Origin of the sequence: Rufibacter roseolus (assembly GCF_017916365.1) — a bacterium.
GTDB lineage: Bacteria > Bacteroidota > Bacteroidia > Cytophagales > Hymenobacteraceae > Nibribacter > Nibribacter roseolus.
In genome coordinates this window covers 1,562,268-1,576,304 of record NZ_JAFMSU010000002.1, presented here as the reverse complement: position 1 = coordinate 1,576,304, position 14,037 = coordinate 1,562,268, and the positions used below count along the sequence as shown (strand labels likewise).

12 protein-coding genes are annotated in these 14,037 nt (G+C 43.5%); 7 read left to right on the top strand and 5 right to left on the bottom strand.

Annotated elements, in window-relative coordinates; all coding sequences use genetic code 11:
* Positions 1-14 precede the first annotated feature (14 nt).
* Positions 15-635 carry a YqaE/Pmp3 family membrane protein gene (locus tag J3P35_RS22015; RefSeq protein ID WP_246850243.1) on the top strand — a complete coding sequence of 207 codons (621 nt, stop codon included), beginning with the start codon at positions 15-17 and terminating at the stop codon, positions 633-635.
* Positions 636-798: 163 nt separating this feature from the next.
* On the opposite strand, the gene J3P35_RS15390 is transcribed toward J3P35_RS22015, so the two are convergent.
* From J3P35_RS15390 to J3P35_RS15370, 5 genes are all read right to left on the bottom strand, one after another.
* Positions 799-1,197: a hypothetical protein gene (locus tag J3P35_RS15390; RefSeq protein WP_210465450.1), complete on the bottom strand. Its 399-nt coding sequence runs from the start codon at positions 1,195-1,197 to the stop codon at positions 799-801.
* Between the two features lie 15 nt (positions 1,198-1,212).
* On the bottom strand, positions 1,213-1,626 hold the full coding sequence (locus tag J3P35_RS15385; protein ID WP_210465449.1) for a hypothetical protein: 414 nt from the start codon (positions 1,624-1,626) through the stop codon (positions 1,213-1,215).
* 420 nt (positions 1,627-2,046) lie between these two features.
* The gene (locus J3P35_RS15380) at positions 2,047-4,872 is read right to left on the bottom strand and encodes a M16 family metallopeptidase (RefSeq protein ID WP_210465448.1); all 2,826 of its coding nucleotides are present in this window, start codon (positions 4,870-4,872) and stop codon (positions 2,047-2,049) included.
* A gap of 310 nt (positions 4,873-5,182) precedes the next feature.
* Positions 5,183-6,172 carry a TIGR03885 family FMN-dependent LLM class oxidoreductase gene (locus tag J3P35_RS15375; RefSeq protein ID WP_210465447.1) on the bottom strand — a complete coding sequence of 330 codons (990 nt, stop codon included), beginning with the start codon at positions 6,170-6,172 and terminating at the stop codon, positions 5,183-5,185.
* Between the two features lie 437 nt (positions 6,173-6,609).
* Positions 6,610-7,374 (bottom strand): oxygenase MpaB family protein, encoded by a 765-nt coding sequence (locus tag J3P35_RS15370; protein WP_210465446.1) that lies wholly within the window; start codon positions 7,372-7,374, stop codon positions 6,610-6,612.
* A 181-nt stretch (positions 7,375-7,555) separates the two neighbouring features.
* On the opposite strand from J3P35_RS15370, the gene J3P35_RS15365 reads away from it, so the two are divergent.
* The 6 genes from J3P35_RS15365 (at position 7,556) to J3P35_RS15340 (ending at position 14,033) form a co-directional block, all read left to right on the top strand.
* Entirely contained in the window at positions 7,556-8,479 is a 924-nt protein-coding gene (locus tag J3P35_RS15365) for a glycosyltransferase (RefSeq protein WP_317195391.1), read from the top strand.
* Positions 8,480-8,827: 348 nt separating this feature from the next.
* The gene (locus J3P35_RS15360) at positions 8,828-9,952 is read left to right on the top strand and encodes a glycosyltransferase (protein ID WP_210465444.1); all 1,125 of its coding nucleotides are present in this window, start codon (positions 8,828-8,830) and stop codon (positions 9,950-9,952) included.
* A 29-nt stretch (positions 9,953-9,981) separates the two neighbouring features.
* Positions 9,982-10,356: a hypothetical protein gene (locus J3P35_RS15355; protein WP_210465443.1), complete on the top strand. Its 375-nt coding sequence runs from the start codon at positions 9,982-9,984 to the stop codon at positions 10,354-10,356.
* Positions 10,357-10,538: 182 nt separating this feature from the next.
* Complete coding sequence (locus J3P35_RS15350; RefSeq protein WP_210465442.1) at positions 10,539-12,578, top strand: rhamnan synthesis F family protein; 2,040 nt, start codon at positions 10,539-10,541, stop codon at positions 12,576-12,578.
* 4 nt (positions 12,579-12,582) lie between these two features.
* Positions 12,583-13,272, top strand: a complete 690-nt coding sequence (locus tag J3P35_RS15345) for a hypothetical protein (RefSeq protein WP_210465441.1) — start codon at positions 12,583-12,585, stop codon at positions 13,270-13,272.
* Positions 13,269-14,033, top strand: a complete 765-nt coding sequence (locus J3P35_RS15340) for a hypothetical protein (RefSeq protein WP_210465440.1) — start codon at positions 13,269-13,271, stop codon at positions 14,031-14,033. Before J3P35_RS15345 ends, J3P35_RS15340 begins: the two co-directional genes overlap by 4 nt.
* Positions 14,034-14,037: the final 4 nt, after the last annotated feature.

The following is a 14,037-nucleotide window of genomic DNA, read 5'->3' as shown; positions in this document are numbered from 1 at the left end:
TAATTCTTTGTACTATGAAATTCAAAATTCTACTCCAGTTTGTATTTGTCTTCTTATTAGGGCAATTCCTGTTTTCCTGTAGCTCCGCTGAATATTACCGCTTTGCTTCGGTAAAGCCAGAGACTTATCAGAAGTCAGTTGCGAAAGCTACCCCAACTGAAGCCACCGCTATAGAGGAAACCGCCCCAGCCACTGCCCAGACCATCACTTCCACAACCGAGGAATCAAACGTTGCCGTAGAGGCAGAACCAGTGCTGGAGGCTTCTACCAAGGCACTGGTGCCTGTGTTATTTGAAACCCGGAAAGCTGCCGTTGAAAAAAGCGCGGTAAAAGCCACTAAGCCGGCAGTGGTTATGGATGAAAAGGCTGCCCTGGAAACAGTCAAAAGCAAGCTCTCCAGCATGACCAAAGCGGAGAAAAAAGCCTTTAAAAAGGAAGTGAAGAATTCCCTGAGAGATGCCAAAGAAGCGTCTGACATAGTGGAGATTTTATTGGCTATTTTCATCCCACCCCTTGGTGTTTTCCTGCACGAAGGCGAGGTGAACAGCAGATTCTGGATCAGCCTTTTACTTACCCTCCTGTTCTTCCTGCCAGGGGTTATTTACGCCCTCCTGGTGGTGACCGACACTATTTAACCTCGCATATTTACCTGTAAATCACCACAAGAAAGGCCCCGGTAATTTGCCGGGGCCTTTCTTGTGGTGATTACTTTTTCAGACCTTGGTTGGCTGAATTTTCTGGTTTCTAAAACCTGTAAATGTGGAGCAAAGATCAAAAAGGAAGCTCAGTCCCTTGGTCTTACATTGCCTTGAGCCAATTCTCAGCGGAGGCTTTTTCCTCAAAAGTAAGGATGAGAATACCATTAATGGGGTATTTCAACGTTTCCTGGGAGGAGCGTTGGCTGTAAAGCTCTATGGAGAGCACCCAGGCAAAGTACTTCACGCCGGCCTTGTGCAAGGCTGGGAGCCAGATTTTCGCGCCCCACTCCGCCAGGCCTGACCAGTTGCCGGAAACCAGCGTGTGGTCATTAATGACTTTGGAGGTTTTGGTACTCACCACATGTTTCAACATTTTTTCGCAGCCATCTTTCACCGTGTCCTCGGTCTGGTGCCCCGTCCAGGTCACGTGGAGAATGTCTGAAATCATGTCCAGGTGAATGGCTATGTGCGGCTCAGTAATTAAGGTGCGTTTGTGCATTTCTTACGGAAGGTCTCAGGAGATGGCTTTAAGCCAGGTCATGGCCTGGGCACGATCTGTAAAGTTCTGCATCTCATAGTGCAGGTCCAGGCTGCGCTGGATCTTGTGCAGGTTTTCATCTGCCACCGATTCCCTTCTGAAATCAGTGGATGCGATTCGGGCTACCTTCCGGAGGCGGGTGGCATTGAATTCCTGGGCTATTTTCAGCATGAGGGAAGTGTTTTCTTCGTCTGAGATAGAAATGGACGCTTTGCTGCCGTCTACCAAAAGGTTCTTTACATCATAATCCCTGACGGTTTCCACCAAAGCCTGGAACGCTTGCCTGGCCTCTGGCAGGTATGAGGGCGCCAGGTCTGGCCAATCCATTTCCAGGATATCCGTGGCCGGATCATACGTAAGCTGAAGAATACTGTCCTGGTAAAGTAGCATAGGCTGCAGCTGTTAAAAAGGACATAGATTTAACCAAATATACTATTTATTTGGCAGCCTTTATACTACTCTCCGATTTATATATAATCCTAGAATTTGTTGATTTTGTAAAGCACCAGAGGCTATCCGAGGTGCAAAACCTAGTATAAGTTTCTGTTTAAAAAGAGCTGAACAACATAGGCTATAAAGCCGAAAGTTTAACCCACCCTGGTTTCTGGTGTTTGCCGGTGCTCCGCCGTAAAAAGGGTGTAATGGCGAGCGTTTAAAAGGTGTTTTCAGGAAAACAGACCAAAAATCAGAGTTGCTCAACAAAGGCTTAAGCTTTGGGCTTTACCAGCGATTTAAGGAAAATGGCCTAAAAACAGCAGCCCCTCCGGGAAAACCGGAAGGGGCTGCTGTGAAGTAAATAAGAAGGAAAAACTAATTCAGAAGAACCGGTTTCCCGAAGCCCAGTTGTTCCAGTTTTTTCAGTTGGGTAGCGGCATCGCCTACCACCAGGTAATACATTTTGTTGGGGTTCACGTACTGCTGCGCCAGCGTTTTGATTCTGTCCAGCGTCATGCCCTGCACCTGGGCTTCTCGCTGCTTGGCGTAGTCGTGGGGCAGTCCGTACGCGCTGATGCTGTTCAGGAGCCCCAGTTTGGCAGCCATGGTCTCAAAAGCCCGGGCATTGCTTTTCACCAGGAAGCCTTTGGTCACTTCCAGGTCCTGCGGCGAGTAACCCGGACCGTAGTTCTGCAGGATCTGCTTAATCAAATCGGTTGCCTCAAAAGTGATGTTGGATCGCACGCCGCTCTGGATCACGAACGGACCCGGCAGGGTAGAGCCCGAGAAAGAAGACCCAATGCCATAGGTATAACCCTTGCCTTCCCTCAGTTGCTGTGTCAACTGCGAGGCAAAGCCGCCACCGCCTAAGATATAGTTCATCACCTGCGCCGGGTAGAAGTCTGGGTGCGTCACGGGCAAGGCCAGGTACCCAAAACGCAACACGCTCTGCTTGGCCCCGGGCACATCATAGAAATACACGGTTGATTTTGCGGGCGCTGCCGGAGTGGCGTACTGCGGGAAGCGCACCTCTTTGGCCTTCCAGTTCTGGTTCAGGCCGGCCAAAGAATTCATGACCTCCTGCTGGTCTACGGCCCCCACCACCTGGAAAGCCGCTACTGATGGGGAAAGATTGGCACGGTAATAGTTCTGTAGATCAGCCAAGGTAATGGCCTTCAAAGTCGTCTCGGTGCCCAGGATGTTGCGAGACAGGATGTGGTCTTTGCCATAGAGTACTTTCCGGAAATTTATATCAGCAATGGAGTTGGGGTTGGCTTTCTGCTGTTTCAACTGGCTTTCCACTTGCTGCTTGGCCAGCTTGAATTCCTGCTCATCCCAACGGGGCTCCAGCAGAATCTCCTGCACCAGAGCCAGGGTAGGAACGAAATTGCGGGCCAGGGTGCGGCCGCTGAGGGTGAAGCTTTCCTCGCCGGCATTGATGCTGATGGAGGCGCCCAAGGCTTCCATGGCTTCTTCCAGTTCCTGGGTGGTCTTGTTTTTGGTGCCTTTCAGCAGCAGTTCTGACAAAAGGTTAGAGACGCCCACCTTAGAGGAGTCTTCCAGCAGCAGGCCGCCGTTCATGCGCAGGTTGAACATCACCAATGGCACCTCGCGGTCGGTGATGCCCAGCGTTTTCAGGCCGTTTTCCAGTTTTCCCTCCCAAACGTCTGGTACTTTGGTCTCGGGGGTTTTGCCGTAGGCCGGTTCCACGGTGCGGTCAAAGCTGGAGGGGGTACGCGGATAAGAGGCTTTGGTCGAGGCATCGAACTTCTCCTCGGCACCTTCCACTATTTTCTCCTCCACCACGCTGGCTTTCTGCGAGCCTTTGAGCACCAGGTTCACCTGTCCTTTGGGCACAAAGCTGGTCACCACGTAAGGCTTGCCTTTGAGGTATTGACGATACACGCGCATCACATCCTCGCGGGTCACGTCCAGCATGTTCTGGATGTCTTTGCTGATGAACCCTGGGTCACCCGCGAAGATCTGGTACTGGGCCAGCTGGAACCCTTTGCCCTGCACACTGGAAAGCCCGTTGTAGAAACCAACCTCCTGCTGGGTCTTGATGCGGCTAAGATCGGCATCAGAAAAACCTTCCTTCTCAAAACGCTGGAAAGCCTCCTCCACGGCCGCATGGATTTGGTTCAGGTCCACTTTTTCATAGCCCCTGATGCTCACCATGAACTGCCCGGCCAGCTCGGCGCTGCTCTGGTACATGTTCACGCGGCCCGCCAGTTGTTTCTCGTCCACAATGAGCTTGTTGAACGGCGCCTTCTTGCCATCTGACAGCAAAGTGGCCAGGGTTCTGAGGGCGTAAGAATCTTTGTGGTAAATATACACGCTGGGCCAGGCCATGGTCAGTTCAGGCAAGCGGGCGAAGTTGTCCTCGTGGTATAGTTTTTTGGTCTGGGCCAGCACCACTGGTTTCTTTTCCAGCGCCGGGATGTTCTGGCCTTTTTTGATTTCCCCGAAGTACTTCTGCACCCAGGCTTTGGCCTGCGCCGGATCAAAGTCGCCGGTGACCACCAGGGTCACGTTGTTGGGCACGTACCAGCGGCGGTAAAAATCCTTCACATCCTCCAGGGTGGCGTTCTGCAGATCATCCAAAGACCCGATCACCTGCCAGTGATAGGGATGGTCCTTAGGGTAGAGGTTCTGGTCGATGACGTAAAAGGTGTGGCCGTAAGGAGCGTTGTCATAGCTCTGGCGCTTTTCGTTTTTCACCACCTGCTTTTCCTTGGCCAGCACCTGATCGGTCACGGTGTTGATGAAGAAGCCCAGTTTATCAGCCTCGGCCCAGATCATTTTTTCCAGTGCGTCATTGGGTACGGTCTGGTAATAGTTTGTGCGATCGCGGTTGGTGGAGCCGTTTGCGCCGGAGCCACCAATGCGGGCGCTCATTTTGTCCAGGCCGCCTTTGCCCAGGTTCTCAGACTCCAGGAACAGCAGGTGCTCAAACAAGTGGGCAAAACCGGTGCGGCCTTCTTTCTCCCGCGCCGAACCCACGTGACTCGTGAGCGCCACCGCTACCACCGGATCAGATTTGTCTACGTGGAAGACGACGGTTAGCCCGTTGTCCAGGGTGAACTGGTTATAATCAACTTTAAAGGATTGGTTCTCGGTTTTAGACTTGCTCTGCCGCTGACAGGAGAGCAGCGCCAGGGAAAATAGGAACAGGAAGGAAAGGGACTTGTTAAATCGCATGAAAGGAATGTTTGTCTTTTGGTGGTTTTGTTTGTGAAAAAGAGAAAAATCAGGTGTATCAATCGCCTGATATGGGCAAAGGTAACACTGCAATTAACATGGTGAATACTTCGCTTTTAGAAGAAAACATTTTGGCCAGACAAGAACCGGAATGGGAACCGTTTTGCGCCTGATTTTGAGAAAACAGGCTGAAAAAGAAGGCAGGTAAGCCGATGTTAAGGAAAGGAGCTATCATGAAAAAGACGGATGTTCTCTCCCCGGTCTCAGAGGAAGAAAACACCCGTCTTGTGTCTTTGAAAGGAGGGACGCCCTACATTCTTTCCGCTATTTTCTGAAGTTCAGGCAACACCCGCTCCCCGAAGAACTCAATGTATTGCTCCTGCTGCAGGTTTACGTTGTGCAGGTGCAGGTGCGTAAAGCCCAGTTCCAGGTCTTTGGCCAACCAGTCAATGTGTTCCTGGGCGCTGTCTGAGATCCTGACGGCGGGTTCCAGTTCATCTGGTTTCACCATGCTGCCTGCGGCATCAAAACCTTTCACCGTAGGGATGTCTGAGAGCAGGGCTGAGGGGAAGACATTGTTTTTCCATTGTTCATGCGCACCCTGCCGCGCTTTCTCCTTAGAGGTGTCATAAGACAACTGCACCTTCAAATGCATGGGTTTGCCCTCGCCGCCGCCTTTGTGAAAAGCATCAACCACCTTTTTCAGTTCCTCCGGCGAATTGGAGATCGTGATCAGGCCATCGGCCCAGCTGCCCACCCACTCAGCGGTTTCCGGGGTAATCGCGGCCCCTAAAACGGGTGGCATGTAATCAGGTAGGGTGTAAAGTTTGGCGTATTCCACTTCCACCAGGCCTTTGTGGGTCACGGTTTCGCCGCGCCAGAGGGCCCGCATGATGTCCACGCAGAGTTTCAGGCGGTCATTGCGCTCTTGTTTGTTGGGCCACTTCTGCCCGGTGATACGCTCGTTAAGGAACTGCCCGCTGCCGGCGGCAATAAAGAACCGGTGGGGGAACATCTCGCACAGGGTAGCCACCTTCTGCGCCGCAATGGCCGGGTGGTAACGCTGGCCCGGCGCCGACACCACCCCGAAAGGCAGAGAGGTAGCCTGCATGGCCGCTCCCAACCAACTCCAGGCATATCCGCTCTCGCCCTGGTTCTCGCTCCAGGGATAAAAATGATCTGAGGAAAGCGCGTTCCCAAAACCGGCCTGCTCGGCTTTCTGCACTAAGTTCAGTAAATGGCTTGGCTTGAACTGCTCATGCGAGCAATGATACCCGAAAGAAAAGTCTTTATTTCCCATATGGTTGCTGTTTCATGTGGTGGTAAAGGAAGTAGTGGAGCCTGTAGGCTTCGTTGGACAGGCTTCCATACAGAGTTGATGCGCTGCTCCCATTCTGCGCCAACGGATTACCTGGGTAACTGCCGCCAAATCCGGAACAATGCATTACTCTTTCCTTTGGATTCCAAAGGTGTACGGCAGAGGCTGTTAGTAGTTCAAGGCTGTTTTCTGAAAAACGGGCTAAATACAAGTGTGCCTCCTTGAGTATCAGGGCAGGACTCCGTTTCAAGGCTGTTTTGCCTGGAATAGCCCAACAACGCCTCGATCTGGAAAAGGGCCAAGGTTAAATCTCGCGGGGTAAGGCGGGAGGAAAGAGCAAATAGGATTCAATGAAAGGAGATGTGTTGGATTTGCAGGCAAATGAGCATAACTGGAAACCAGAAAGTACCGGCTTACTCTTATTCTGGCTTCTGGTCCAGATCCTTGATTTCCTTCTTGTAGTCGGAAGGTAAAATGATGCTTTTGAGGAACCAGTCCAATTTGAATTTCCTGCTAGCCTTGTAGCCTTGTAATAGCGGGGTGATCAAGGAGGTCTTCCTGAATCCCAGCAGCTCTTTCACCCGGTCTGGCACCACCAGAATCTGGGCTTCCAGGAGCAGGCGGTATCTTACCTGGCCCAGGTGTTTTTGGTATTGTTGAAATAGGTCCTTGGTGTAGTGGCTCATGGCCAAGTCTTGTCTTAAATTCTCTTCCCGACTCACCAGCCATTCCTGGTAAGTAGTAGGAAGATCTTTCAGGCCCATGCGGGAGCCTACGCGGTAAAAGACCTCAAACACCTCTGTTTTCTCGGTTAGGGAAAGCGGCCGCTCCAATACTTCAAATGATCTGATGGAGTAGTCAATGAGCATGAACAGAACATCGCGATAAGCCCAGTCTGGGATGGACATGCCGCGCTTGGCTTCTACGCCGGCGTGGATGCTGGCCATCCGGTCAATGGTCTGGTAGGCTGCGTCAAGAGGGGAGAAGACAATTTTCCGGGCGTAGGCAACCGTTGAAAATAGCCGCCCCAAAGGATCGGCTGGAAGCCGGCCCGTAAAGTACAGCCAATCCACGGCTTTGTTCAGGGCAAACTCCGCAGAAGAGCCCGCGAAGATAAAGAGCACGGTATCGCCCTTCCCCCAGATCTCCCGCACCACCGATCCCTTCTCTACAAAATACTGCATGGGTAACTTCTTTAAGTTTAGAAGAATAGGTTGTTAAGATACTTAAACTGCTATGTCCCAATGAAGAACGAAGAAGAACAGATTCAGATTCTTTTTGTGAAAAGCAAAATGTTTTAGCTCTGATAATAAGCCTTTTAAAAGGTGATTTGATGATTTCTGGTTCTTCTAAGGAGATTTAATTGTGAACCAATTTAGGCGGTTTTACCTTTGGAGAAGAAATAAAAGAAAATACCCCAGGCTATTTTATCCCAAAATAATAAATAACAAAATTCAATTACCTGTTTTGGAGCAAAGTACATCTGACGTAAAAGCAAACTTTGATATATGTGTCCTAATCCCTTGCTTTAACAACCGAGAGGGTTTGGTAAAGTCACTGGATAGCATCAGGTATGATGTAGGAAAGCTTTGTGTGGTGGTGGTGGATGATGGAAGTCAGAGTCCCGTTAAGGAAGAAGATCTATTCTTATTTTTTGACTTTGAATTTCCAATTCATATAATAAGAATTGAACAGAATGCGGGTATTACCAAAGCATTAAATGCTGGTTTGCAGTGGATTGAGGAAAATGTTGCTGTCCAATATATAGCAAGATTAGACTGCGGAGATCTGTGCCACCAAGACAGATTCTACAAACAAGCATCCTTTCTCGCGCAGAATCCCGATGTAGGTTTGCTTGGTACCTGGTGTACCTTTCGCAATCCAGTGAACGGATTCAGTTATTCCTATACCACCCCTACAGCGCATGAAGCTATCCTGTCTGCCATGCACTTCCGCAATGTATTTATTCATCCAACGGTGATGTTTAGGTCAGAAATAATAGAGATAACAGGCAGATATTCTTTAGATTATCCATTTGTAGAAGATTACGCCTTGTTTTTTAATATTTTGAATAAATCTAAGGGGGCTGTTTTAGATGAGTTTTTAGTGGCTTGTGAATTAAACCCCAAGGGTATTTCCGTGTCTAACCGAAAACAGCAGTTAATCGGTAGAAAAAGAGTTGTTTCTGAATTCGGTAGCAATCCTGTTAAGAAGTTGTTGGCTAATTGTAAGTTGCTTATTTTGAGATATATACCTTATGGATTGGTATTGTCTCTAAAAAATAAGTGACGAATGCCGTAACGGAATGTGCTTGTTGAAAAATTGTTTAAGTGAATCTGTAATAAATTAGAGAATCCGTTACTAATAGGCGAGGTGCAAGATTAAGGTTGAATTTGGAGCTGCAGAATGTTAAAATTTAGTTTATTTATTTAATCATGATGAAAAATACAAATAAAAATAGTTGAATATTTTTTGTTGAGATTTTTTACCAGCATAGGAATAAAATTTTTCAGTGATATTTAACATAAGAATAGTATTTCTTCTAATAATTTATTGTTCCAGTGAATAATAATTATCTTTGGAACATTACTTTTCAAAGTACCTTTAGTTGATTTTAGTTCTGTATCCCCCAGGCTAATGAAAATAGTACACGTAATTGAACCCTTTGCCTCTGGGGTGGCCGTTTTTGTAAAGTCACTTACAGAGACAATGCCTGAGGACTTGCATATCATTATCCACGGGGAGCGCAAGCAGGTCATGTCTGCCAAAGATGTGAAGCGAACTTTTCCCAAACAGAACGTGCGCTTCATTCGGTGGAAATCGGTTCAGCGTTCTATCAATCCCTTCAAAGATTTTCTGGCCCTTTCAGAATTACACAACATCCTTAAAAGACTCTCAAAAAAAGGGTTTGTAGATGCAGTGCACCTGCATTCCTCCAAAAGTGGTTTCCTGGGAAGGGTGGCCTGCAGATTGGCTGGCATAAAGAATGTTGTATACACTCCAAACGGTGCGCCTTTCCTCTCTTCTGGTAACCCGGTAACTAACTTTCTTTTTAAACAGATTGAAAGGTTTGGCAATGGAGTAGGGGGGAAGGTAGTATGTTGCTCAGCCTCGGAATTGGCCGAGTATCAGAAGATTGGGATTAATGCGAGTTTCATCAATAACGGTGTTTCCCTTAAGGAAACCTCAGGGTCAATAGCACCTTTAAACAAGAAGAGTAAGTTTCAGGTAATCACCACCGGTCGAATTGAGGACCAGAAGAACCCCACCTTATTTAATGCCATTGCTTCGTTTTTTGAAGATTATGAACAAATAGAATTCATTTGGGCTGGTGACGGGAAAGAAAGAGGGGTTCTGAATTCTAAAAACATTATTGTAACTGGTTGGCAAGAGCCTGACACCATTAAGGAAATGGTGAGTCAAGCCGACGTATTTATTTCCACTTCCTTGTTTGAAGGACTGTCCTTTAGCGTTTTGGAAGCCTTAGCCTTGAAAAAGCCGGTTCTTTTGAGTGACTGTGTAGGAAACTCAGACATTATCAAAACTGGATTAAATGGCGATGTTTTTAATAATGAAATTGAAGCTATTGCCAATATTCTAAAATATTTCAATAATAAAGAGATGTTAGAGGTGATGGGAGACTATTCTTTTGATATCTGTGGGTCCAAATTTAATGTTGATTTAAACTTCAAAGAATACAGATCAATATACCATGTTTTCGATAAGAAGAAAAAAGAGATTTCCTTGGCTGTTGCAAGTTGAGAGTTAAAAAAAATTACTGAAAGATTGATATGAGAAATACTTTACTACTACAAGATTATATTACCCCAACCGACCATCTAGAAGAGATAAATAATTCATTAAGGAAGATCCAAACCCAATTACTTCAAGAACTTTCCAATAAACAGGAGGTGCTTGAGTCAAAGAACCAAGAGATTCAAGAGCTGAAAGCTGCCCTTGAAAATAAATCTAAACTTGTAGAAGAATTAAAGGATGCTATATCTGTAGTTGAACGGAATAATGAAGGAAATAAGCAACTTAACAAGAAGCTAATAAGCGAGATTGTTCGGAAGCAACAAGATATAGAATGGTATAAACGCACTTATGAAAGTAGAAGCCTTTTAGGGACTTTAAGAGAAAAATTATTTTATTCAAAGAATAAATAAGTGACTTAGTTCTAATCTGCTGTATTGTTATAGATAGTAAACTTTAAACTACTTTTCATAATTTAAATAATTTAGTTGGTTCGCGTTGTAAATTTAACCTGCCTATGGTACTATAAAGGAGTACATATTTTTCAAGAAAATTTGGCCACATTGATTAAAGTTTAAAAGTTTTAAAATCAAAAATGAATAATAGTGCAGATCAGATTGAACAGTTAAAAGCTGAAATTGATTATTATAAAAAAATTATTACTTGGTATCGTGATACTTACGAGACAAGAAGTACAATTGGTGTTCTAAAAGAAAAATTAAATAGAACACTCAAAAGTAAATTACAGATAAGAAGAATCTCCGGTAATATCAATCCTAAAAAGATGAAGTTACAAGTGAGTCATACTATTTCTTCTTCACGACCTTCTGTGAATAATTCTCTAGCTAAATCGTCTTTCTTTTCTTCTCATGCTACAGATGAGAAGCTACTTCGAATTGGAGTATTCGTGCACCTATTCTATCAGGATCTTTGGGATGAGATTAGCGGGTATTTAAAAAATATGGGTGTAAATTTTGATTTGTTGATCACTCTAAACGAAGAAGATAAAGATTGCGAATCTACCACTAGTAAGATAAAAAAGGATTATCCCCATGCTATTATCCTTAGGGTTCCTAACAAAGGATTAGATATAGGTCCATTTTTTGAGCTTGTAAATTATGCTATAAAGGAAGGTATTTCTTTTGATTATGTCTTGAAAATACATACTAAGAAATCTTTAGGAGTAAATGCTGAGGTAGGAGAATGGTGGCGCAAAAAGAGTTATGAATCATTAATGGGATCGCAGTCCATAGTGGCTCATATATTAAGATTATTTACAAGCCAGCCAACTTTAGGAATGGTTGGCCCATATGAAACAAGGACATCTATCACATTAAACGATTTAAACCAAGGAGGTAATGCTAATGCCAATAATATTGCACTTTTATCCAATAGATTAAAAATAAGAGATACTACATTAGACTTTTTTGGAGGTACAATGTTTTGGGCAAAATGGTCTGCTTTTGAGGATAAGTTCAAAGAGAATACTTTGACCATTCATGATTTTGAACCAGGCTATAAAAAGGATGAGCTTTTATCTCATGCAATGGAGAGGTTATTAGCATCAATAATTAGAGATGCAGGATTTCATTTGCATGAGATGAATAAAATCAATGATTATATTTATTATAAAAACAAAAAGAAAAAAATTTGCTGGATACATCCAGGATTTGGTATTGGAGGTGGAAATAGAATAATTTTTGACATTTGTCAAGAACAGATGAGATTTTATGATGTATATTCTGTCAGTTATGTGGGCCAACCCTTCAATAATTGGATGGATGTAAATCACAGTGTAATAACTTTCTCAAATCCTGAAGAAGCGAGGTTTTTTATAGAAACGGTTGGTATTGATTATGTGTTTGCAACTGGTTGGCAAACCTTCGATTTTGTGAATAAATTGGCTTCAGTCCAAAAGAAATTTTACTTTATTCAAGATTATGAACCTTGGTTTGCGGATGCTGATGTGGAAAAAGCAAAGGCTACTTACCAAAATACATTCAATTCTAACATTGTTTACGCAGATTGGATAAAACAAAAATTATGGGACGACCATAAATTGCCGTCTACGTTTGTTAAATGTGGCGTTAGCAATTATGATTTCACCCCACTTGTTGAAGGCGACTTAAAACCCTTTAGAATATTGTTGTATTTTAAGCTTAAAAATCACTACGGAAGAGGTGCAGATTTGATTGAATCTTTACTTAAAAAGCTTGTAAAGCATAAAAATCTAGAATTAAATGTAATTGGGCATGAGGATCCAAAGATTGCAGGTATTACTTACCATGGAGAACTACACAAGAATGATTTATTAGACCTTTATAAAAGAAACGATTTATTTGTTGATTTAAGTAGACACAGAGGTGTAGCGACAATTGCCTTAGAAATAGCACAGTTTGGGGTAGTGCCTTTATTATCTCATAGTGAATATGGCTTACATGAATATGGATTCCAGGATAATATAAATTGCTTGTTTGTAGACGGGGTAGATGATGCATATGATAAAGTTGTTTCTATTTCTAAAGATGCATCAAAATACAAGGGCTTGAAGAAAGAAATTATAAAGTTGAGTAAATCGTTCCAGTACAAGTATACGGTTAATGACTTCAACCAAATTGTTGATATTATTTCCTAATTAAATGAAGTCTGTAGTTATTGAATACCAATACTATAAAAAGCAAGGTGGTAATAAAAGCCTATGTAGTCAAGAACTTACAGACATTGCTTCAAAAAGGATTGTAGTAACAAATCATCCATTTGAAGATGATGGGAAATCAATAATTCTTAATCATACAAATCAGGGTAAAGACCTAGGAGGAAAATTAATTGGAATAGACTATCTACTAAACACAAATCAGGAGTTTGATTTGCTTTTCTTATTACATGATAAGCGCAGCCCTCATAGCCCATTAGGTAACTTTTGGTTTAATGAGCTTACGTATATATTTCAAGAACCAAGTCTTTCGATTCTATTGAAAGAAATGAATAAACCTGAAATTGGTGTTTGCTGTTCTAAAAATTATATTAAGTCAGAATATGTTGCATCAACTAAAAGCTTCCAGACTTCAAATAATGAAATACTGATTCAATTAATGGATGCTTTTAAGGTTTACCCTCCTAAACCCTATTCTTTTGTGGCTGGGACAATGTTTTGTTGTAAGTGGAACCCTCTAAAAGAATTTTTTTCAAAGTTTGATGCAATGGAAATAAGATCAAGTCTTGAAAAAGGAAATGTTCAAGATATTGGTATGGGTACTTATACACACTCATGGGAAAGAATTTTACCATGGATCCTTACCTCACAAGGATTCTCAATTAAAGGATTATGATTCTGGTAAATAATATTTATTTAGATTCTACTCTGTTTGAGAGATATGCTTTTAGTTTTAATTCCTACAGGGATAATCTCGTTCAACTAATTAGGTTTTCATCTATAGAAAATAGAAGTGAGTGGCTAACAGAGGTGTCAAACAACGTGCATTTCCCTTCTTTTTCAATTTTGTTTGATGGAGAGCCCAATATTGAGAATTTAAAGTGGCTTGTACGCTTTTCTTATTTACTCAAGTTCAATAAAGTTAACAATCTACCTATTGTTTTTATTGAAAAAAGCGACTGTGAGGCACCTGTAAGAGAGGTGTTTAGTAGGCAGGGTTACCACAAGACAAATATTGTTAACCTGAAAATGCTGATTACATGTAAAATAGGATCCTTGGCTGGCCTTGTGCACTATGAGGAAAAAATTGGAGGAATAGATTTCATTGTTAATATAATAGAACCGGCTTTTACTTTTGAAGGTATTGCGGATTGTCCAAGAGTTGTAGACTATTCAGTATTTTTTAATACTAAAATGGATATTTTGCAGCAGCTGAAATCCCTGAATAAGATTTGTGCAGAACAGGAGGCCACCATTAAAGATTTGTCCTTTGAGTTGGAAAACCAAAAAAAGTATTTAGAAATAGCCTTGAGGCAAAAAGAGACCGAGCAAATACTTGAGTTCTATCATCAGGAATATGAAGTTTTGCCACTTTGGTTTAAAAGGTTGGGGCATGTAGTCAAAATTGCATTAGGGCGCAGGAAACTAGTTCGATAAATTA

Bases quoted from the DNA above. Each gene is read 5' to 3' on its own strand.
- J3P35_RS22015 (WP_246850243.1), top strand. From the start codon at position 15: ATGAAATTCAAAATTCTACTCCAGTTTGTATTTGTCTTCTTATTAGGG.
- J3P35_RS15390 (WP_210465450.1), bottom strand. From the start codon at position 1,197: ATGCACAAACGCACCTTAATTACTGAGCCGCACATAGCCATTCACCTG.
- J3P35_RS15385 (WP_210465449.1), bottom strand. From the start codon at position 1,626: ATGCTACTTTACCAGGACAGTATTCTTCAGCTTACGTATGATCCGGCC.
- J3P35_RS15380 (WP_210465448.1), bottom strand. From the start codon at position 4,872: ATGCGATTTAACAAGTCCCTTTCCTTCCTGTTCCTATTTTCCCTGGCG.
- J3P35_RS15375 (WP_210465447.1), bottom strand. From the start codon at position 6,172: ATGGGAAATAAAGACTTTTCTTTCGGGTATCATTGCTCGCATGAGCAG.
- J3P35_RS15370 (WP_210465446.1), bottom strand. From the start codon at position 7,374: ATGCAGTATTTTGTAGAGAAGGGATCGGTGGTGCGGGAGATCTGGGGG.
- J3P35_RS15360 (WP_210465444.1), top strand. From the start codon at position 8,828: ATGAAAATAGTACACGTAATTGAACCCTTTGCCTCTGGGGTGGCCGTT.
- J3P35_RS15355 (WP_210465443.1), top strand. From the start codon at position 9,982: ATGAGAAATACTTTACTACTACAAGATTATATTACCCCAACCGACCAT.
- J3P35_RS15350 (WP_210465442.1), top strand. From the start codon at position 10,539: ATGAATAATAGTGCAGATCAGATTGAACAGTTAAAAGCTGAAATTGAT.
- J3P35_RS15345 (WP_210465441.1), top strand. From the start codon at position 12,583: ATGAAGTCTGTAGTTATTGAATACCAATACTATAAAAAGCAAGGTGGT.
- J3P35_RS15340 (WP_210465440.1), top strand. From the start codon at position 13,269: ATGATTCTGGTAAATAATATTTATTTAGATTCTACTCTGTTTGAGAGA.